Origin of the sequence: Moritella sp. JT01 (assembly GCF_001574435.1) — a bacterium.
Taxonomy (GTDB): domain Bacteria; phylum Pseudomonadota; class Gammaproteobacteria; order Enterobacterales; family Moritellaceae; genus Moritella.
On sequence record NZ_LOCN01000006.1, the window covers coordinates 1 to 20,843 of the forward strand.

The 20,843-nt window shown below is 37.7% G+C and carries 18 protein-coding genes and 1 pseudogene; 2 read left to right on the forward strand and 17 right to left on the reverse strand.

Features of this window, described 5'->3' with window-relative positions:
* Window positions 1–45: 45 nt before the first annotated feature.
* The 8 genes from AKG98_RS22975 to AKG98_RS05155 form a co-directional block, all read right to left on the reverse strand.
* The gene (locus AKG98_RS22975) at window positions 46–192 is read right to left on the reverse strand and encodes a DUF3465 domain-containing protein (protein ID WP_369814913.1); all 147 of its coding nucleotides are present in this window, start codon (window positions 190–192) and stop codon (window positions 46–48) included.
* On the reverse strand, window positions 167–226 hold the full coding sequence (locus tag AKG98_RS22980) for a hypothetical protein (RefSeq protein ID WP_369814917.1): 60 nt from the start codon (window positions 224–226) through the stop codon (window positions 167–169). The genes AKG98_RS22975 and AKG98_RS22980 overlap by 26 nt, the downstream gene beginning before the upstream one ends.
* A gap of 1 nt (window position 227) precedes the next feature.
* A complete protein-coding gene (locus tag AKG98_RS22430) occupies window positions 228–434 on the reverse strand; it encodes a hypothetical protein (protein ID WP_067042387.1) in 207 nt (68 codons plus the stop codon).
* 105 nt (window positions 435–539) lie between these two features.
* A complete protein-coding gene (locus tag AKG98_RS05135) occupies window positions 540–962 on the reverse strand; it encodes a VOC family protein (RefSeq protein ID WP_067042391.1) in 423 nt (140 codons plus the stop codon).
* Window positions 963–1,079: 117 nt separating this feature from the next.
* Window positions 1,080–1,703, reverse strand: coding sequence for a DUF3885 domain-containing protein (locus AKG98_RS05140; protein WP_067042394.1), 624 nt, complete (start codon window positions 1,701–1,703; stop codon window positions 1,080–1,082).
* 116 nt (window positions 1,704–1,819) lie between these two features.
* Entirely contained in the window at window positions 1,820–2,029 is a 210-nt protein-coding gene (locus AKG98_RS22435; RefSeq protein WP_067042396.1) for a hypothetical protein, read from the reverse strand.
* Between the two features lie 220 nt (window positions 2,030–2,249).
* Window positions 2,250–2,597, reverse strand: coding sequence for a hypothetical protein (locus AKG98_RS05150; RefSeq protein WP_067042399.1), 348 nt, complete (start codon window positions 2,595–2,597; stop codon window positions 2,250–2,252).
* Between the two features lie 555 nt (window positions 2,598–3,152).
* A complete protein-coding gene (locus AKG98_RS05155; RefSeq protein ID WP_067042402.1) occupies window positions 3,153–4,199 on the reverse strand; it encodes an alcohol dehydrogenase catalytic domain-containing protein in 1,047 nt (348 codons plus the stop codon).
* A 729-nt stretch (window positions 4,200–4,928) separates the two neighbouring features.
* On the opposite strand from AKG98_RS05155, the gene AKG98_RS05165 reads away from it, so the two are divergent.
* Window positions 4,929–5,336: a LexA family transcriptional regulator gene (locus tag AKG98_RS05165; protein ID WP_067042408.1), complete on the forward strand. Its 408-nt coding sequence runs from the start codon at window positions 4,929–4,931 to the stop codon at window positions 5,334–5,336.
* Window positions 5,336–6,592 (forward strand): Y-family DNA polymerase, encoded by a 1,257-nt coding sequence (locus AKG98_RS05170; protein WP_067042412.1) that lies wholly within the window; start codon window positions 5,336–5,338, stop codon window positions 6,590–6,592. Before AKG98_RS05165 ends, AKG98_RS05170 begins: the two co-directional genes overlap by 1 nt.
* 333 nt (window positions 6,593–6,925) lie before the next feature.
* Here AKG98_RS05170 and AKG98_RS05175 read toward each other — a convergent pair whose 3' ends face one another.
* The 9 genes and pseudogenes from AKG98_RS05175 to AKG98_RS05220 form a co-directional block, all read right to left on the reverse strand.
* On the reverse strand, window positions 6,926–7,285 hold the full coding sequence (locus tag AKG98_RS05175) for a hypothetical protein (RefSeq protein ID WP_157534067.1): 360 nt from the start codon (window positions 7,283–7,285) through the stop codon (window positions 6,926–6,928).
* Window positions 7,248–8,312: pseudogene (locus AKG98_RS05180) on the reverse strand (IS3 family transposase). Before AKG98_RS05180 ends, AKG98_RS05175 begins: the two are co-directional and overlap by 38 nt.
* Before the next feature lie 327 nt (window positions 8,313–8,639).
* On the reverse strand, window positions 8,640–9,398 hold the full coding sequence (locus AKG98_RS05190) for a hypothetical protein (RefSeq protein WP_067042421.1): 759 nt from the start codon (window positions 9,396–9,398) through the stop codon (window positions 8,640–8,642).
* Window positions 9,398–11,923 (reverse strand): N-6 DNA methylase, encoded by a 2,526-nt coding sequence (locus AKG98_RS05195; protein WP_067042423.1) that lies wholly within the window; start codon window positions 11,921–11,923, stop codon window positions 9,398–9,400. The genes AKG98_RS05190 and AKG98_RS05195 overlap by 1 nt, the downstream gene beginning before the upstream one ends.
* On the reverse strand, window positions 11,923–14,889 hold the full coding sequence (locus AKG98_RS05200; protein WP_067042426.1) for a type I restriction endonuclease subunit R: 2,967 nt from the start codon (window positions 14,887–14,889) through the stop codon (window positions 11,923–11,925). The genes AKG98_RS05195 and AKG98_RS05200 overlap by 1 nt, the downstream gene beginning before the upstream one ends.
* A 2-nt stretch (window positions 14,890–14,891) precedes the next feature.
* Window positions 14,892–16,100, reverse strand: a complete 1,209-nt coding sequence (locus AKG98_RS05205) for a restriction endonuclease subunit S (protein WP_067042429.1) — start codon at window positions 16,098–16,100, stop codon at window positions 14,892–14,894.
* The gene (locus tag AKG98_RS05210) at window positions 16,097–17,578 is read right to left on the reverse strand and encodes a class I SAM-dependent DNA methyltransferase (protein WP_157534068.1); all 1,482 of its coding nucleotides are present in this window, start codon (window positions 17,576–17,578) and stop codon (window positions 16,097–16,099) included. The genes AKG98_RS05205 and AKG98_RS05210 overlap by 4 nt, the downstream gene beginning before the upstream one ends.
* A complete protein-coding gene (locus AKG98_RS05215) occupies window positions 17,578–19,359 on the reverse strand; it encodes a DUF262 domain-containing protein (protein WP_067042432.1) in 1,782 nt (593 codons plus the stop codon). Before AKG98_RS05215 ends, AKG98_RS05210 begins: the two co-directional genes overlap by 1 nt.
* Window positions 19,359–20,837, reverse strand: a complete 1,479-nt coding sequence (locus AKG98_RS05220; protein ID WP_067042435.1) for a class I SAM-dependent DNA methyltransferase — start codon at window positions 20,835–20,837, stop codon at window positions 19,359–19,361. Before AKG98_RS05220 ends, AKG98_RS05215 begins: the two co-directional genes overlap by 1 nt.
* Window positions 20,838–20,843 lie beyond the last annotated feature (6 nt).

Sequence of the window (20,843 nt, forward strand, 5' to 3'; positions counted from 1 at the left end):
CGCAATAATGACTTACATCACCGCCCTAAAGGACAGTGTTTTTCGTCAAAGGTGATAAACCCTAAATATTGTCATTTGGATCTTTGTGGTCCAATCTACTACACCACGTTTGTTAGTCCACTTATACTCACCGTAGAACTGAACAGAATCGCCTTTTGAAATAGAATTAATTCTTGGGGGAAAGATCAACATTGTGAGCGACTAATCTAGTTTGACCTGAAGACAATTTAAGAATGAATGTTTGATGGCGAGTGCCTTGATGACCATGGAGGACAAGGCAGTTCATGATTAAATTTTTCAAATATTGCCACAACCAGCTCCTCCTCATATGGCGCGAGTAAACCCTCTTCTCTTAGATGCTCAACTTCAGTAAAAGGGCCATGCATTTCCCTTGGATCTTCGCTTTCGGCTCCAACTGCAAAACGAATATACATAATATGTTTTCCTCACCTAACGCCCAAATAATGGGAAATATCAGTTGGTTAAAATAAGCGACGAAGGAGCAAAACCAACTTTTTTAGTCCTGATTAATTTGCTTGTTATAGCGCTCTTGATGCTATCGGATGATTTGGGTTTAATTGAAGTAAATCCCATAAATTACCGTAAAGATCTTCAAATACTGCTACAGTGCCGTAATCCTGCTCTTTAGGCTCTCTAATAAACTTTATACCTTCAGATAACATACGATTATAATCACGCCAAAAGTCATCTGTATTTAAGAATAGGAATACTCGACCACCAGCTTGATTTCCCACAAAGTCATTTTGCTCAGGCTTAGATGCACGAGCTAATAATAGTGTGACACCATTGGAACCTGGTGGCGAAACCACAACCCAACGTTTATCTTGTTCTGGTTGGTAAGTATCTTCAACAAGCTCAAACCTGAGTTTATTTACATAAAAATCAATTGCCTCATCATAGTCTTTAACTACTATCGCAATATGTACTATTGATTGTTTCAATTCATCTATCCTTGAATTCAATGCTGATGTAACTCAGCGCTATAACGTTTTGCTAATGGGTGTGCGGTGTTCGCACATCCCAGTGAGTTTACGAACGAATTCAGCAACTTGTTATATTCATGAAAACAGGCTATCCATGTGCTTCTTGTCGTAGCCTAAAAGTAACTTGTTTTGTTCATGATAAATAGGCTCTAGCGAATCTTTACTTTTAGAAGCAATGTCCATTCCACGATCATCATAAATATGGAATACCAACCCTTTAGTGCAGTTCACTATGTACAATTCTCCACGTAGATTGGGACCTCTAATACCAAAATCAGAATTAATCAACGTTTCGATCATTTTTTTTACATCTAATTCACTTGTAAATAAACCTGAAATAGTCACTCTTTTCAAGCAATATGCTTTACGTTCAAGAGCTTCACTATAAATATCTCTATGTTCGGTAAACTCAATTTGCTTCCCCATCAAATCATTAAATATCTTAAAGAAATAGTCACCCTTCTTTATTTTCTTACGCCCATCAGAAAAAATCTGATAGCATATTTTTATTTCATCCGACGATATAAAAGCTGAATTAAATATACTTATAGCTCTTTCGGAGGCAATGTTAAAATATTTTTCATTTATAACTTCTTGCTCTCTATCAATCCAAAGGTCTACATCAGGAGGCCCTAACTCAAACCTTAAAGCAAACTCATTATTGTAATACACCGGCTTTTCAAGTTTTATTGACTCCATGCGTCTCAATTACTCCAGTATGAATATAACGCCTTACTAATGGGCGCAAAAATGCTTGGCTAAAAATAGCGACGAAGGAGCGCAAGTCAAGCGTTTTGCGTCCTTTTGATAACTTGTTATATGCCCACTTCAAAAGCTTGATCTTTGTACTTAACAACGAATTCTTTTGCTTGTTCCAAAGTACTCGGATACTTTTCTCGATACCAAACAGGACCTTCTTTACAATAAACTTTTTGAAAAAGGAAGCCATGTGAAACAAGAAACTCTACCTTTTTCCATTGTTTGTCATCTCGCTTCTTCGGTGGCCTGAATCTAATATCCATCATCAAAGCGTCACCTTCGCATGTTGGACACTTTCTGAGAAATACTTCCTTCTCAAATTCTCGTTTAAATGTGCACCTACATTCAAAGCAGGTAAACGGTACTAAATTAGGCTCGAATCTACTCTTAGCATATAACGCCCCGCTAATAAGTGACCAAATGCTGGCGGGCGATTTGCGCAGAAAATGGCATGACAGACTTGGTGAGTCTGAATTCAGCAGCTTGTTAGCTAATAATATTTTCGACAAGGCTAACATCTGCGTCGTAAAACCTTAACTCGATATAGCGATCATCAACAGTATTGATGGTTAGAGAGCAGAAGCGATCTTGAACCTCCAAAGCCAATAATAAGCTCGGAACCCCTAAATGAGCATCTAACTCACTAGAATTTGAGTCTTTATAAAGGCAACTTTCAGCTTTAGACCAACAGTCAATATTTAGATCATGAGGAGTATAAATAATCTCTCCCAAAACACAAACGGACTGAAACGTTACTGATAAATGCTTATTGATAGAGTCATAGCTAAAGCCTGTCACTATTTCATCAGAAAAATCCACGTCCTCGATTTTCATGCAAAACCCTTACGTCAGCTAACATTTGTATAACAGGACTCTCGATTCCCCCAAATTCATTCACCTCAATAAAAGTAGATCAATCAATTGAAAAATAAGATTATACTTCAAATTTATTAATTACATGTTTATGGGAAAACGAGCCGTCCTGTAAATTATTTCTTTAGTCTTGTAAGTTATATACAAGACTAGCTATGCTGTTGATTATATTACATTACTTTCAGAGTACAAGATAAACCTGACTGCCTTTTGGCAAATCGAGACTGGGTTCACCAGAATACCTATAACACTGTATAAAATCAGCCTATCTAGTCATTTCATTACACATAAGTAGGATTAACCTAGTTAGTAAATTTTGCATGATAAAAGTCTGACCGAATTGAGGTTAACGCCCATATTTAAGGGGCTGATAATTGTTTTCTAAAATATGTAGTTTAGGTAAAAGATGTTATTAGTGTGATTGAGTTAGGTGCCCTATTGATAAGTTTATAAGGGGACCTATCAATAGAATTTTAAATGGTGTATTAATCAATTTAACCTCTATAAATAGCTGTGTTATAGGAGATCATTAGAAATAATAACTTTTAAAGATTTGTAGTCGGAGGCATGCGTAAAGGTTGTGTATGCTTTTTCTGATTCTGATAGTTTAAATTGATGGCTAATTAATTTTTTAGGTTCCAGATGACCAGCCCTAATTTGTTTGATTAACATTGGGATCGTATTAGTATGAACCATTCCAGCAGTCATTGTAAAATTTCGCTTCCACATATCTTCAAGATTTATCGTCGCAGATTTACCGTGCACACCAAGTACCGCGATGTTACCGCCAGGGCAAACAAGTTTCTGGGACATCTCCCAACCTGCTGGAATGCCTATAGCTTCAATCACGACATCAACACCAACACCATCAGTAATGTCTAGAATCTGTTGAACTGCAGTGCCATCCGAATTATTAATTACATGTGTAGCACCGAGTTCAGTGGCGACTTGAAGTCTATGATCGTTTGTATCAATTGCATAAATGTCGCTTGGCGAGAAGAACTTTGATGTCATTAATGAAGAAAGGCCTACTGGACCACACCCAATAACCGCGACTGAACATCCAGGTTTCACTTGTCCATCAAGAACACCTACTTCATATCCTGTTGGGAATATATCACTTAATAGTACAAGAGAATCTGTATCTATATCTTTAGGAACTAGGTGTAGACTCGTGTCGCCAAAAGGAATTCTGACATACTCCGCCTGACACCCATCAATCTCATTCCCTAATAGCCAGCCACCATCTAAGCATTGCCCAAACTTTGAAACTTGACACATTTTGCAGCTACCGCAAGATGTAATGCATGAAATTATAACTCTATCACCCGTCTTGAATTTACTTACGAGATCCCCACATGATTCAACTATTCCAACCCCTTCGTGACCCATAATGGTACCAGGATTAAATGTAGCAACATTATTTCTCAAAATATGTAAGTCAGTGCCACAAATAGTAGTTTTTTCAACTTTAACGATCACATCACTTTGCTTTATGATTGTTGGTATTGGCCTATCTTCTAATTTAGCGCTTTCTTTTCCGTCGAATACATATGCTTTCATAATTTACCTTCGCTAGATTCGTTGTTGTATACCTTTATAATATAATAACTATTTAGGCATCAATACGACGCAAATGTCAAACCATAAATAGTAAACACCCAAATAGTCAATACCCATTTATGAATAACCCGGTAGTTATGGCTGTCACAGTTGTAATTTGTAGTGCTTCATTGAAATGTACGGCCGCACATTACTTTTGGTAATTGTCGGTGGACTAGTAATATCATTAATAAATACATTGTGATGAGTAACTGCTCTAACACGAAATGGGGTCGGACCTTGATAGAACCTAATGTAAAACCTGTCAGCTTAAAGTAGATTAATTCGCTGTTCTGCTTCTAATCTTTTAATAGAAACTTCATGAAATTAACATCACTTAACTGATTTGGGTGAATTGCAATTTATCGCCTCATTAAATCAGAAGGGTTTGTCACTTTGTGTCAAAAGGTGTCACAATTTTGACATTAGCGATCTTTAAATGATCGTCTAGATCCTTTACTGGCAAGGCTTGAGCTATAGTAGCGTGTCCATCGCCATGTCCAAAACGTGAAAAAATTGCGAAAACGCGGTAGGCGAAGAGGAGTGAATTTACCGGTAGTTTAGCCATAAGATTTAATCTCACTCTTCCCCTGGAGGAGTTCAAATTAAATGGTGGAATAAACCTCACTTCTTGAGTTTTCCTTATAACTGGCCTAAAATGAATACTGTATATAACAACAGTGTTTATTTATGAATATAATTCCAATCTCTGCAAGTGCCGGTATCACTGGTTTTGAAAGTCCTGCAGCTGAATATAGTCAGCTTAGATGTACCTTGGACGAAATTCTTATCGAGCACCCGAGCTCCACTTTCATTGGTAAAGCCAGTGGTGATTCAATGGAAGGTGTTGGTATTTTTGATGGTGACTTATTGATTGTTGATAGGCATGTTACGCCCAGGCAGCACGATATTATTGTTGCTAATTTAAATGGAGAGTTCGTTTGTAAGTTACTTGATGTTCGCCAACGTATGCTAGTGTCTGCAAATGATAAAGTTAAGCCTGTCTTCATTAATGATTTAGATTCATTTAGCATTGAAGGGGTTGTTATACGCTCTATTCGTTGCCATCGCCCTAGCTATCTATTGGATGATAATTAGTGTTTGCCCTCGTTGATGCTAATTCATTCTATTGCAGTGCAGAGCAAGTGTTTCGCCCAGATTGGCGTAATAAACCCATTGTGGTTTTGTCTAATAATGACGGATGTATCGTTGCCGCAAACAGGCAAGCAAAAGAAGCCGGTGTTCCAAAGTTTAAGCCTTATTTCCAGATCAAAAACTTATGTGAAAAAAAAGGCGTTATTGCGCTCTCTTCTAACTACGAGCTTTATTCAGACCTCTCGGCAAAGATGATGCAAGTCATTGGTCGTTTTGCGCCTGAACAGCATATCTACAGTATCGATGAGTCTTTCTTGTCATTTAAACAAACTTATCCCGCAATACCTTGCCTTCGAACCCATGGTGCTAAGATTCGGCGTGCTGTATGGAAAGAGTGCCGGTTACCTGTATGTGTCGGAATTGGCCCTACCCTGACTCTTGCTAAGATAGCCAACCAGGCTGCAAAGAAATTACATCACTATAATGGCGTTTGCGTACTCGACAATGACGCAGAACGATTAAAGGTACTTGCAGCGATGAGTATCAGTGATGTTTGGGGGATTGGTCGCAAGCTATCAAAGATCATGACAGTGATGGGATTGAATAACGCATTAGACCTTGCTGAATACCCTGCGGGTTTAGCGCGCAAAGAGTTCAATATTGAAGTTGAACGCACAATACGAGAACTCAATGGGCTACCTTGTAAAAATTGGGATACAGCTAGGGCTGATAAAAAACAAATTTACTCTACACGCAGTGTCGGCGAACGAATTACAGAACTCAGTACACTACAACAAGCGCTAAGCCAGCATGCTGGCATTGCATCGCTAAAAGCACGTAAGCAACATTCATTGTGTAAAGTAATGCTGTGCTTTGCGGCAAGCTCACCGTTTGATGACAAACCCGCGAGTTACCGCGCTATTCATCATTTCCCATACCCGACTGCAGATGTGGATCAAATAACGAAAGCTGCAACCCGATTAGCAAAAGATCTGTTCCATAAAGATGTAAGATATTACAAGATAGGTATCGGCCTGATCGATTTAGTTGATGGTACCCATGAACAAAAAAATTTATTCAACTCTGAGCAAAATAACGAAAATCTGATGCAAGTGTTCGATAAGCTCAATCAGAGATATGGCAATAATACCGTATTTTTAGGCGCCCAAGGCACAGAACAAAAATGGGCCATGCGACGTAAAATGCTTACACCACAATATACAACCAACTGGCAGGATATACCGAGAGTAAAGTGCTGAACGCTCTTCGTCATCTTTACAAGAAAATAATGATTAGATCCGTCAATTTCCCTTGGTAATTATAAAAACGACAGAGTCGCTTGGTAGTTATGGTACGACAGAGTCCCTTGGTGTTCACAATGAGTTAGCTGAGCTAGCTAACTCAATTCTGGACATAAACGGCTTAGAGTGCTGGCTCCAACCAGGTTTATATGTATTAAGAAAAGTATGGGTAAATTGAGATTAACGTCTCGCTATAAGACACTCGCACTGTACCTTGCCTGCCATGTAATAAAACCTAAGTTTGTTATTAATTAGAGGTTAATATTAAACACATTAGTTGCACTTCCATATTTACACTTTTATATTAAACTTACTTAATCTGTGTTTATTCAACGGACTTTCATTCCCTATTTCTTCTAGGGCTTTTTGAGTATTTCGCATCAATCCCTCACTGTTTCCAGCAAGCATTAAGCATGCTCTAATCCTTCGAGTAAGATCTTCACCTTTAAAGCTCTTAAACAGTTCTTTTAGCTCATCTGAGTTCAACCGTTCTAACACTGCCACTTCAGATGAATTGTAAGAGTCCTGACCACTTCGGCGTTCTAATATCTCAACTGGATCATCATCTTTTAGTTGTCCATCGTAATGTGCTTGGTGAATCGCCCCCAGTTTTCTAGACACCATCCAAGCTAGAAAAATACTGTTTTTCAAACGTTACCGGAGATTGCAGATTATTAAAACCATGTCGACGTTTTGAGTTATAAAACATTTCAATATAGTTAAATACGTCACCTTTAGCTTCATCTCTAGTATTATAAATTCGGCTCTAAATTATTTGCAGTTAAAAAACTTTTCCATTCGATACTACTAAACTGGCTACCTTGATCTGAATGGACCATGACTTTGTTTACAGGTTTTCTTCTCCAAACTGCCATTAGTAATGCATCTAGAGCCAAATCTGTTGTCATTCTACTTTTCATCGACCAGCCAACAACTTGCCGTGAGAATAAATCGATTACAACAGCGAGATACAACCAACCTTCATAGGTCCGAATATAGGTGATGTCAGTTACCCATACCTTGTTTGGCTCTGCTACATTAAATTGACGTTCAAGTAAGTTAGGCGCAGCTACAGGTGGTTTTCCACTGTAATAACCAGGTCGTCTTCTATAGCCTGTTTGCGAGCGTAAACGCTCGCCTGACATTAACCTCGCTACACGGTTTTTACCGCATATTTCGCCTTGTTCTCGAAGATCACAGTGAATCTTTCGATAACCGTATACGCCACCACTTTCTAGCCAAGCATGCTTAATTATACCAAGCAGTCTGGTATCTTCTTTCTACCTTTCAGACCTAGGTTGTTGCAACCATGCGTAATATCCACTGTGATGAACGTTCAGTACTTTACATAGTCGACGAATGCTATACACACTTGCTTGAGCCTTGATAAAGCCGTATCTCAGCCTGACTCCCTGGCAAAGTACGCGGCGGCCTTTTTTAGGATATCTCGTTCTTCAGTTACCCGCTTTAGCTCCGAGCGTAGGAGTCTTAATTCAGACTGCTCGCTAGATTCAGCTTGCCGTTGTTTCGCAGGTTTAGAGAACTGCTTACGCCATGCGTAAAGACTGTGGGTGGAAACACCAAGTCTACTGGATACATCAGCGACAGAATGGCCTCGCTCAGTGATCTGGCGTACAGCTTCAATTTTAAATTCTTCAGTGAAATGTTGTTTGCTCATAGAGACTCCTTTCTTACCTCATTATAAGGCTTGAAAGTGTCGAGTAAACTGGGGGCGATTCACTATGGTAAGTCGATATGAGCATATTATGCATGAGTAACAACTCAAACTAGAAAGGGGCAGAGTGTAGTTAGTAACTCGAAATTTAGAGTTGTGAAAGCTGCTTTTTCCAGCCGTACGAACCTAACTACCTTTACGTATCTAAACGATAAAAAAGGAACTTCAGCTTAGTTATTTTAACTATCGCCAGACGACATAAGCTCTGGAAACTACCCAAACTGGTAATTTAGGTAGTTATATTTAACAGCTAGCGTGATTATAATAGACTTATACTTCAAGACTGTATTTGCTATAAATCAGACTTATAAATGGGTGCCCGTACATACCCTCTTCATCTATTTCGAGCCAATCATCCATTAATTCATCAACCGTTTCAGCATCAAATTCAAAAGCTTTATTAAACTCGCTCCTGAGTGAAGTTGCTAATGCTAACCTTCCACCTCTTAACCGTTCACTATCTAAATTCAATCTTGTTATATGATTAACTCCTAATTCGACAGATATGTTTTGAGTTACACAATTATCTTCATTTAAGGATATTGAACCATCGGCTTCATTAAACAAAAAAATAGGATTTTGATTGTTTAACTCTAACGGTGAAATGAAAACACCCTCGGGATCGGCTTCCCCCTTCTTTTGCCCACATGTAAGTTTATTTTTATTTCTTTTATTCGCTCCAGTTCGACAATCAATATCTTGTTGAACAGAAAAATGCGCTAGCTTAGCAGTGCCACCTAAGCAACCTGGATACAAGTTTGCCCACTCTATAGCTCTATTCGCTATTCCATTTCCGAACTCACTATTGTCATTTCCTTTTTTAGGATAAAAGTGTTCAATCTGATAATCTATTTTAGCTATTAACTTATGTTCACAATAAACACATAGTCCACCAGTTTTCTTTATCGCAGTAACCTTCAGTGCATTGTTCACATCTGAATTAGCTTTCAACTGATTCCAGGTGGCATTGGGGGTAGCTAGCCTAAAATCCCTTAACAATATAGGTTCTTCAATATGTTGAATTGACATTACTGGCTCTTTCTTGACTTCATCCAATTAACACGCTTAATGGCTAAATCAGCCTCTACCAGCATGGGCTCTGTACCTCCGGTTAATAGTGAGAGTTCTTCTCGCAACCTTATTGCAGCTTCCTCTTCCCCTTTACCTAACTCAATTAAGAAGAAATATTCCTTTAGCTTTTCAGACACCTCTGTTTCAGGTCTAGGGTTAACATGCAGAATCTGCTGCATTACTCGGCTATTTTCACCTCCATACGGAGAAGTAACAGCCTCAGCCACTCTTGATGAACTCGATACCACCCGAATGCATTCACCCTTAACAGTTGTTAACACCTGTGGACTATGAGTTGTAACTACAAATTGTATATTAGGAAATAGTCCAGTTAACTCACTTAAGACCTTCTGTTGCCATCGAGGATGTAAATGAAGCTCAATTTCATCAATTAATACGACACCAAAAACAGATAATGGCTTAGGCATATCTGGATTTAACAGATACGCCCTACGCACTAGATCAATAGTGAGGGCAACCATATTGCGATAACCTTCACTCAATTGCTCAAGACTTAATGAGATAAACTTATTCTGTTCATTTTTCCAAACTACAACGACATCGTTAGAACCTTTATCGAAAGTTACATCATTAACTCTGTCTACAATTTGCTTAACCGCTTTAGTAATTAATTTTTTTGCCGGGTGAGTCAGCTTGTGATTCTTCTTTTCATCCCTTAATTTTAGTTCGTCGACTTCAATTTTAGAGAACCAGTTCTTTAATATCCCATAATTAATTTTGGCATCTAATGCGGAGTCGTACCCTTCACCTCGCAGGACTTCCTCAAAAGGGTTTATTGATACTTTGCCACTTTGTGTGGATAAAGCACGGTTAGTGCCATAATAGGCTATTAAAGGGTATTGCTCATCGCTATCAACGATTTGTTTCGCATAATCAGAAAGCGCTAGTGTCCCAATTTTGGCAAGCGTATTTCTATCCGAACCTTTAGTCGCTAAGTCCCAGCTGAGACTTGATGCTGTATCAATCGATATACGAGCTGAGTCTGCGACTCCATTAGCTCCAACATGAATATCAGATTTACGTATCAATTTACCTTTTGCATCAGGCATTGCGGTTAAAAATGGGCCTAGTCCACATGCAATAGCTTCTAATATTGACGTTTTTCCTGCTCCGTTTTCACCAACTATAACAGTCAACGATTCATGTAAAGGTATTGTAAAGTCTGTATATCCTCGAAAATTAGTCAACTGAACCAGGCTTACTTTGATTGTCTTTTCAACATATAAACTTGGATCTAAATTAAAATCATTTTTAGCAATATCATCACTCGTTGCTGTAATGCTAAACCTTCCATCCCTATGACAAGACTCTAGTATTTTTTTTATGTTATCGGGAGATAGAACATTTCTACCTCGACGGGGCTCATAAAATAATGAAGCATCAACAAAACGAATCCCTTTTTCTCTATGGCTAGTGTTAGCATCAAGGACTAGTAATACAGTTGATATTGAAGTGGAAAAATGAATACTTTTTGGCAAAAGAATTACCTTATCAATTACACCTTCATTAACAAGCCTCTCTCTAATAAATGCTTCAGCACCGGTACGTGTAAATGCACCTAATGACATACCAATAATTAGTTTCCCTTGTTTTTTTAAAGCAGAAAACATCGATAAGCATACAAACCAATCACTTCTTGATTCAGGAAGATTGTATGTGAGCCCTAGCCAGGGGCTATTTGAGCTATCAATAATATGTTGCCTTGCTAATTTTCGTATCTTTAACCCAAAAGGAGGAAACGAAGTAATCAAATCGTATTGATTATTTGAGAATTCAGGTTTTGTTAACGAATCGCCAACGAAATCAGAGCCTTTAATACCTCGAATGATTCTATTCACCACGATTTGAAAATGAACATTTCGATTAATTTCTTGAGTATCAATTCTCACACAGCCATTTAGGGCTTCATGAAAAGAAAATGCAGTATTGCCTCCACCAGCAAAAGGGTCACAAATTGATTTGGGTTCATAACTTAGACCAAGGGCAGTAACAAGACTGCTTACATCTTGAGGAGTGTAAAACTCACTACCCGACTTAGATTCATTTTCAGAAAAAAGAATATCGAGTTCACTTAAAGTAGCACGAGCTACACTGCTGTTTTTATTCAATAAATCACTTCGGATAGCTAATCTGATATAATCTTCATCTATATTATTATTTTTAAGTAAAATATCTTCAATATACTGACTTATATAACGCCCTTCATCTACAGAAAAAAGTTCTAAGTTTACACAGCTCTGTGAAAGTTCATCAATGTGGTTTCTAATAATATCAAAGGAATAGTACCTTGGAGAGTTAAAATGTGTCCCGCATTTATCTTGCATATAACGAATAAATAAAAGTGCATATGCTAGTGAACGATAATCAGAGATTGGTGAAGCACCACGAATATATTCAAGTAACTTCCATACTTCTTTTGCTTGAGCTTGAGCGACGCTATTAGCGTCTTCAAATTTACCCATTAATAATATTCCTTAATATACCCATAAGCCCTGTCAAATAGCACTTGGTCTGTATGTAGTCTGTATTTCAACAAAGCCTTACGCAAAGACTTCTGTACTTCACGTTCGCCGCCTGTTGTGTTCTGCCAACCAGGAAAGCGAACCACTCGTACAATGGCGTCAATATCGGTAACGATACGCTCTACAACTGCTGGTGTTTCATCATTTTTAAGTTCTAAGAACAAGTCAGTTAATGCGGATTTTGGCGATTTATCTTGTACTTCTTGCTCTAACGTCTTCTCTGCTTGTAATGTTTCTTTTGCTATCTTACAAAGCTCTTTAACAAAATCGATTGAAGCGATTAACCCTTTTTCAGCTTTATCTCGCAGTTCTTCCAGTCGTTCACTAAGCGATTTAAATACAGGTAAGTCCCCACGGTCTTTAAACCGTTGGGCAAGAGCTTTTTCTAATTGTTTCGTTTTCTTAGGGTCTGGATTATTAAAGATGTTTTCAATAACATCGGCATCAAGCACAAACTCTTCTAGATTATGTACTTCACCAACATGAATATTGTCGTGAATGAGTTGAGTCGTTTGAGCGCCTAGAGCTAACCACAACAACTTACCAATATTGTCTGACGCAGGTTTAACCGACTCATAAACTTGTGCGAGCCATTTATAGTCTTCGTTGTATTGGTCGAGGATACCATCAGGCGATAAAGACTCCCATAGCTTCGCGAGGTACTTAAAGTCTAAAGCAAAGGCATCTTTCTTTTCATTATTACCAATGGTATTTTGCGCGGCTTCTAAGCCTTCAAACCCTTCTATGCTTCTATCAACACTAGGAAAATGAGCTAACGTATCCAGCATCGCTTGAGGTAATTTTTCACGTAGTTCACTTAAATTAGAAATCACTTGTTGAATGCTTGTTTCATCAAACTCTAATGCTTTTGCTGCATCATCAAACACACCAAAATAATCGACAATACATCCAAAGGTTTTATTTGGGTATAAACGGTTAGTACGACAGATTGCCTGTAGCAATGTATGATCCTTGATGGATTTATCCAGATACATTGTTTGTAATATCGGAGCATCAAAACCCGTTAACAGTTTGGCGGTGACAATAATAAACTTTAACCCCGACTGAGCATCATTGAACTCATCCACTAATTTTTCTTGCTGGCTTTTATCAACACCCCATTTTTGTTTGAAGTCAAAATCATCATTTGCCGTTGTTGAAATCACAACCTTACTGGCTGATTCAGGGAAATGTTTATCTAGTTCTTCTTTGTATTGCACGCAGGCATGGCGGTCTGGCGTGACAATCATTGCTTTAAACCCTTGAGGGTCTACTTTATCCATAAAGTGAATGGCAATGTCTTCGACAATCTTTTCAACACGCTCCGGTGATTTTAAAAATGCAGACATTTTGGCTGCTTTTTTATTTAACGCATCGGCGTCTTCATCGCTTAGTGCTGAACGTTCTTGAAATTCTTTAAAGGCTTTGTCTAATGATTCTTTGTCAACATGCACATCTACGAGTCTAGGCTCAAAGTGCAAGGGCAATGTTGCTTCATCTCGAATAGACTCATGGAAGGTATAACGCGACATGTAGCCGCCTTTATCTTCTTCTGCACCAAATGCCCAAAAGGTATTTTTATCGGCTTTGTTTACTGGCGTACCAGTTAAACCAAATAGAAATGCATTAGGTAAAGCAGCTCGCATTTGACGGCCTAAATCACCTTCTTGGGTTCGATGAGCTTCATCCACCAGCACAATGATATTATCTCGTGTATTCATATTAGGTTTGGCATCACGAAATTTATGGATCATTGAAATGATAATCTTACGTGTATCGCGCTCTAACATTTGTTGTAATACTTTGATGCTATCTGTTGATTCTACGTTAGCGACATCAGCAGCGTTAAAGGTGCCGCTAATTTGGGTATCTAAATCTGTTCTATCAACTAATACAATCACCGTTGGACTCTTTAACTTCGGCTCACGGCGCAATTTTTGCGCGGCGAACACCATTAATAGTGATTTACCTGAGCCTTGGAAGTGCCAGATTAACCCTTTTTTAATTTTACCTTCAATAACACGCTGAACAATTTTATTTGCTCCTTCATATTGTTGAAAGCGCGGTATTATTTTCATGCGTTGTTTCTTTTTGTTACTTGAAAACAAAGAGAAGTTTCGCATAATATCGAGTAGTCGTGCGGGGCTTAATAAGTCAGTCAGCTCTCTGCCAATCTCAGCTAAACCTAACGCCTTAGAAACTTGATTGTCATCACCTTCAATGCGCCACGGAGCCCAAAATTCTAAGGGGCATCGAATTGCACCATAGAAGAGTTCCTTACCTTCAGTGGCAAACGATAGGATGTTAGGTACAAATAGTTGTGGTACCGCATTTTCATAGATGTTGTGTACATCATGAGCACCGTCTAACCAACTCACTGATGGTCTAACTGGTGTTTTAGCTTCGCCCACAACAACCGGAATCCCATTAATCATCAATACAACGTCAGGTATTTTGGTTTCTCGGTGATGAATACGAAATTGATTAGTCACTACATAGTCGTTGCGAGTTAAGTCGTCAAAATCGATTAATTTAACTGGTACATGCCGATTGTTTTCACCAAACGGCATGGTTTTTTCACCGGTCATCCAAGTAAAAAATTCTTCATTGGCTTTCACTAAACCAATTTGATTTACCGAAATTAAAATAGCACGGAGTTTATGTATTACTTCATCAGCTAAATGTGGGTTAGCTTCAATTTCAGGATTAAGACGAATTAACGCCTTAACCAATTCAGACTCAACCAAGACTTCATTGACACCACGACGAAGTTCATCATGTGATTGATATTGCCATTGAATACCATACTGACTATGAGGTTCACTTATCTCATTGGTGTTTAAGTTAACACCACTAATTTGATGAATGATGTAATGTTCCACACTATTTAATTCAGTAAATCCCATACCTAAAACACCTTGTTTATTATTTTACTATGAAGGGCTTGGCTTGTTTTTATTTGGTTGTCAGTTAAAGAGATATTTTTAAATACACTTTCTAATTCTTTTCCAACTGAAGTTTGTTTATTTCTACTTAATACAGGGACTTTAATTTTCTTTATATCAGAACCATAAACATGCATTACAGTTGCGCCCGTTCCAAACTTATTTAACTGCCGCCTAACCAATTGACTATTCATTAAATAACCCGAAAAAGCTGGGTCCATTGAATCAGGCCTAAAAATAATAATGTCACTTCCAGCATATGCTTCGACATCTGAAATAAATACAGCAGACTTTCCTATTTCCGAAATTGTCTCACCTGAACTTGCAAAAAGTACATCTCCATGCTCTATTTTCATAGATTTTCTTGCTGAGTCTTCCGAAATAAAAGAATGAAATTCTCTAATCACTCTATGGTGTTTCGTGTAAAGTTCCCCGTATCGAATACACGGCAACCCTTCATGATTTACTTCGGATTTTTGAATTCCCTTTCCTTTGAATATGGTTCCAAGCTCACCTAGAGTCTTCATTTGCACTGAGGAGCCTAACTCATTAATAACCTGATTGATGGTCTTCCCTCCCAATTTTACTCCATGAATTTTTTTCTCAATCAAGCTTACTAAAAGTTTATTAAGCTCTTTTTTGGTTACTTTCTTATTTTGGACCTCTTTATCTGAACTCCAAAATAACTCTAATATTCGCTCTTGTTCTTTCTTCGGTGGCAATAAAAATTCAAAGCCAGCCACATCACGCCATCTAACATGAGGATTAGTAGAACCTACAATTGAAGAAATTGTATGCGCATAAAATGAATCGCTATGAAATAAAAATGGTAAAAAATCAGGTACAACTAACTCTATATTTGGCTCTAAAGTTAATGTTTTTTCTCCACAAATCCCATCAAATGAAGCTAAAGCAGACCTGCGTAAATGAGGATTTCTTGTCGGAAAAAGAATTTGCCCCTTTCTAAATATTTTATAAAATGTAGGTGGGACCTCATCACCTTCCTCTTGTGATGCCCACCTTTTTATGTGTAAAGATTCAGCATCTAAATGTTCAACCTTCAAGAAACGATCAAACCTATTTCTAGCATTTTGTTTATCGTTTTCTTCTTTTTTGGTGACTACATCACCTAATTTCACTTTATTCCAAAGCGATTTTTCAAAATTGATCATGATTCAGCACCTAATTCGATATTTTCAAATAACGAGTTCATGCTACTTTTTAAGGCTGTAGAATTTTCATTCCATTTAGCAAAAACATCTTCAAATTTTATAGTCGATACATCTGAAATTCTTGTTGATTTTATATAGTTAGTTACTAATAAAGAACCATCATTTTTCATAATATCTTCGTTTGATACCACCCGAGAAAATCCATCTAGATCGGTATAATCACTGTAAGATTTAAAGATCTTATCTATATGACCTTCTAGTAGGTAAGAGATAGTCTTTTCATCTTTCACCTCATCGAAAGCGTTAATAAAAAGAACTTTACCTTTTGTTTTATTACTCTTATTAGTACGGCGAATCAGCAATGCTGATTCCATTGACGAGTTATAAAAAAGGTTTTTACCCAAAGCAATTACACACTCAACTGTATCCGTTTCAATCATCGCTTTGCGCATTTTCTTCTCACTATCTCTAAAGAGAATGCCATGCGGCCAAAGTTGAATACACCGTCCATTTTCTTCATTCATACTTTTATGTATATGCTGTTCGAATGCATAATCCGCACAACCTTGAGGGGGAGTTCCCCAAACATTACGGCCATAAGGATCATTAATAAATGAATCTTTATCCCAAGATTTTATCGAATATGGCGGGTTGGCCAGAATAACATTAAACTTTTTCAGTTCGTCATTTTCGAGTAAACCTGGATTGGCTAAGGTATCACCACGAACAATATCGAACTCTTCAATGCCATGCATAAACATATTCATACGGGCAATAGCTGAGGTAAGTAAGTTTATTTCTTGGCCGTATAATTTAAGGGTACGGTATTCTTTGCCTTCACTTTTTAGATGCAAAGCACAATTAAGCAATAAACCACCTGAGCCACAGGTGGGGTCGTACACTGACTCGCCCGGTTGTGGATCCATGATCATGGTCATCAACTTAACTACGGTACGGTTAGTATAAAACTCCGCGGCGGTATGACCGCTATCGTCAGCAAACTCTTTAATTAGGTACTCATAAGCATTACCTAGCTTGTCATCAGGTACATTCTTTAAATTAAGCTTTTGCTGAGAGTAATGCTCAATGAGGTTAGTAAGCATGGCATCGGTAAGGCGCTCTTTATTGGTCCAACTGGCATCACCAAAAATACCATGCAAGGTATCAGGATTAGCTTGCTCGATTGCACGCATGGCATTTTGCAGTGCTAAACCTATATTAACGGTAGTTTCTCGAACATCATTCCAATGTGCACCTTCAGGGATTTGAAAATGATGATGTTCAGCAAAGGCCGCGTATACTAAGTCGTTGTCGCTTTCTGCTAACGCAATTTCAAACTCTTCATCGTATACATCTGATATACGTTTGAAGAACATTAGCGGAAAGATATACTGTTTGTAATCACCCGCATCTATGGTTCCTCTGAGAATGACTGCGGCACTCCAAAGGTATTTTTCTAAATCTTTTTGGGTCATCATTATTCTGTTAACTCCAGTTCAGCTGTCATGGTTTTAACATCAAGCATCGTCATTAATTGGTTCTTTAACGTTTTACGGCGCACTTCGATAAAATTGATAAAGTCAGAAAATTCTAGGGATTGATTTGGTGCTATGTGATTTTGCATCAAGCAACTTTCGCGTTCAGCCTGAGTTGAATATGTTTGCTCTAACCAATAAGAAAAAGGTTTGTCACTTTTTTCTATATTTTGTGTGGCTTGTAATAGTTGTAAATTAGCAAGTGAATTGTAATGACTTAAATATGTATCAATTACTTCTTCGCTAAAGCCGTCTTTACGTAACGTTTTTTTATTAAAGAATGATTGAGGATGAATATGATCTTGATGATATTTAAAAGAATAATTCAGTCCTGGATATAACAAAGACAGTGCACAATATGTTTTGGCTTTACCATACTGTAAATCTAGAATGCTTTCGATATCATCTTCATTAAAGGAAATAGATTTATTACGACCTCGGTAATGCTCAATGATTTCAGGTAACGGAAAACGACCAAGATTGCCATTAAAGATATTGCGCATCACAGGGTAGATGGAATCAGGTGTACCACCAAACGAGCCTCTTAGCAGAACTCGAGCCAACCATTCTTTTATTGCTTTACGATCACCGTCACGCTGGCCAGAATGTAATATTGAATCTACAAAATCGTTTTTATAAATAAAATAAGCGATAGGAATAATGGTATTAGTTGCTGAAAGGTTATTTCTGCTATAACCAAGTTTTGAAACAAGTTCGATGCTAGAACGCATTGCAGCGGACGTTTTATCCCAGTTAGACTCAATCGTTAGCATGTTTTCTTTGGTGAAATTATCTACTTTAAATTTCACGTCAAAGTCAGCAAGTACTAAGCACGATTTTAATACAATATCTTTATTAAAATTAAAACCATCTCCGATTTGATTTATTGAATCGACAAATTCATGAATAACTTCTCGCGCATCTTTTTCTTTCCATTGTGCTGTGGCTATCGAAAGCAAGAGGTCAGAATAACTCAGTTTTGTTCCACCACTATTAATTCGAATGAAAATCTGAAGAACTTTATCTAATTCTTCACTTTTTTCAAGATAATAGCTGATAGTACCCTTTTGATGGATTACGTTAAAAAATTCATTGAGTGTATTGATAGCAAATTCTGATTGTGCCTCTGCATAAACAGAAGTATCCATTAATTTACTTTTCATCATAAACATGGATATTTTACCCATGTCTGTTAACTCTAATATTTTCCCACATTCAAACCAAAAGTAGCCTTCAGTAGGAACCGCATCATCTTCGGTTAAGAATTTAAAATCATATTCGATTTCTAATTCATCTGATGGTTTTAAAAGATTAAGATACAACTTTTTCTCTGGAAATGCATGAGGGCTATTCCATTGATAGTAAGGCATCTTTTTAGCATACGAACCGGTAAGAGCGACATACAAGGACGTCATACGTTGTTGACCATCTAGTAATGCAATAATATTTTCGTCATCATTAGGCTCAGCCTTACGGTTATGACGATTATCTTTTTCATGGTATTTATTTAAAAACTCATAAAATTGAAAGTCTTTAATCTTGCTTTTATCAACTTGCCAAAATAAAAATGTGCTTATTGGATAGTCACGCATGAGAGAATCAAATAACATTTCTATTTGATTTGTATCCCAAACGAATTCTCGTTGAATAGAAGGCAATAAATAATGACGTTTTTTAATATTATCGATTGTATCTTTAATCGTAATTGGGGTTTGATATGCCATTATATAAATCCTTCTAATACTTGCTTGAACTTTTCTTCTGCTTCTAAACTTGCTTGCCATGCAGCTTTTAGATCACTCATTGCTTCTTCTACGGATGGTAAGTTATCTTCAATGATCTTTTCGACATACAGTGGAATGTTAAGGTTGAAATCGTTCTCTTTTAACTCATCCATTGATGCTACTTTGACGTAGTTTTCTACATCTTGATAATTGTGATACCAGTCGTAAATTTGTTGAATATGCTTTGGTTCAAGAAAATTTTGTGCGCGACCAACACGGATTTGATCTGAGGCATCAATAAACAATACTTTACCTTTTTTATCAGCGGCTTTATTTTGTTTAAATACCATGACGCATGCGGCTAATTGCGTGCCGTAAAACACGTTGGGACCTAAACCAATAATGGCTTCGAGCATATCTTGTTCTAATAAAGCTTTGCGTATTTTTCCTTCAGCCGCTTTACGGAATAATGCGCCATGAGGCAATACTACAGTCATGCGTCCAGTGCTATTCATGGATTTAACCATGTGCTGAACCCAAGCCATATCACCATTACCTTTTGGTGGTACTCCGATAATATTGCGTCCATAAGGATCGTTAGCCCAGTTTTCTGCCCCCCAATCTTTAAGTGAGAATGGTGGGTTAGCAATAACACAGTCAAAGGTTTTTAAACCATCAGCTTCAAAGAATGCCGGGTGACGTAAGGTATCACCACGTAAAATATCAAAATCTTCAATGCCGTGTAAAAACATATTCATGCGAGCAATAGAGCTAGAAGTTAGGTTCTTCTCTTGGCCGAAAAGTTTAAGTGTTCGGTAATCTTCATGATTATGCTTAAGATGATCAACACACTCCAACAACATACCGCCCGTTCCACAGGCAGGATCGTAAATAGTTTCACCTTCATGCGGATCTAGTATTAAACCAAGCAAATGTACAACTGAACGTGGTGTATAAAATTCGCCGGCTTTTTTATTGGTTAAATCAGCAAAGTGTTTAATCAAATACTCATAGGCATTGCCTAACATATCAGGATCAACATTTTGATTACCAAGCGTATACTGAGAGAAGTGCTCAATCATGTTGATTAACAATGCGTCACTGAGCTTGTTTTTGTTGCTCCACTGAGTATCACCAAATATGCCATAGAGAAATTCTTGGTTAGCTTGCTCTATTCCACGCAATGCTGTTTCTATCGCAATACCCACATTTGTCGTAGTTTCACGGACATCTTGCCAATGGCAACCAGCAGGAATTTCAAAACGATGCATTTCTGGTAATGATGCGTATTCTTCATCACCATCAGACTCTTCCAAAGCAACACGATATTCTTCATCGTACACATCTGAAATGCGCTTAAAGAAAAGTAGAGGGAAGATATATACTTTAAAATCGGAAGCATCAACCGGACCTTTCAAAATCCAGGCTGCTTTTGATAAGTATTGCTCTAATTTCGAGAGTGTTAGTTTATCTGTCATTTATCG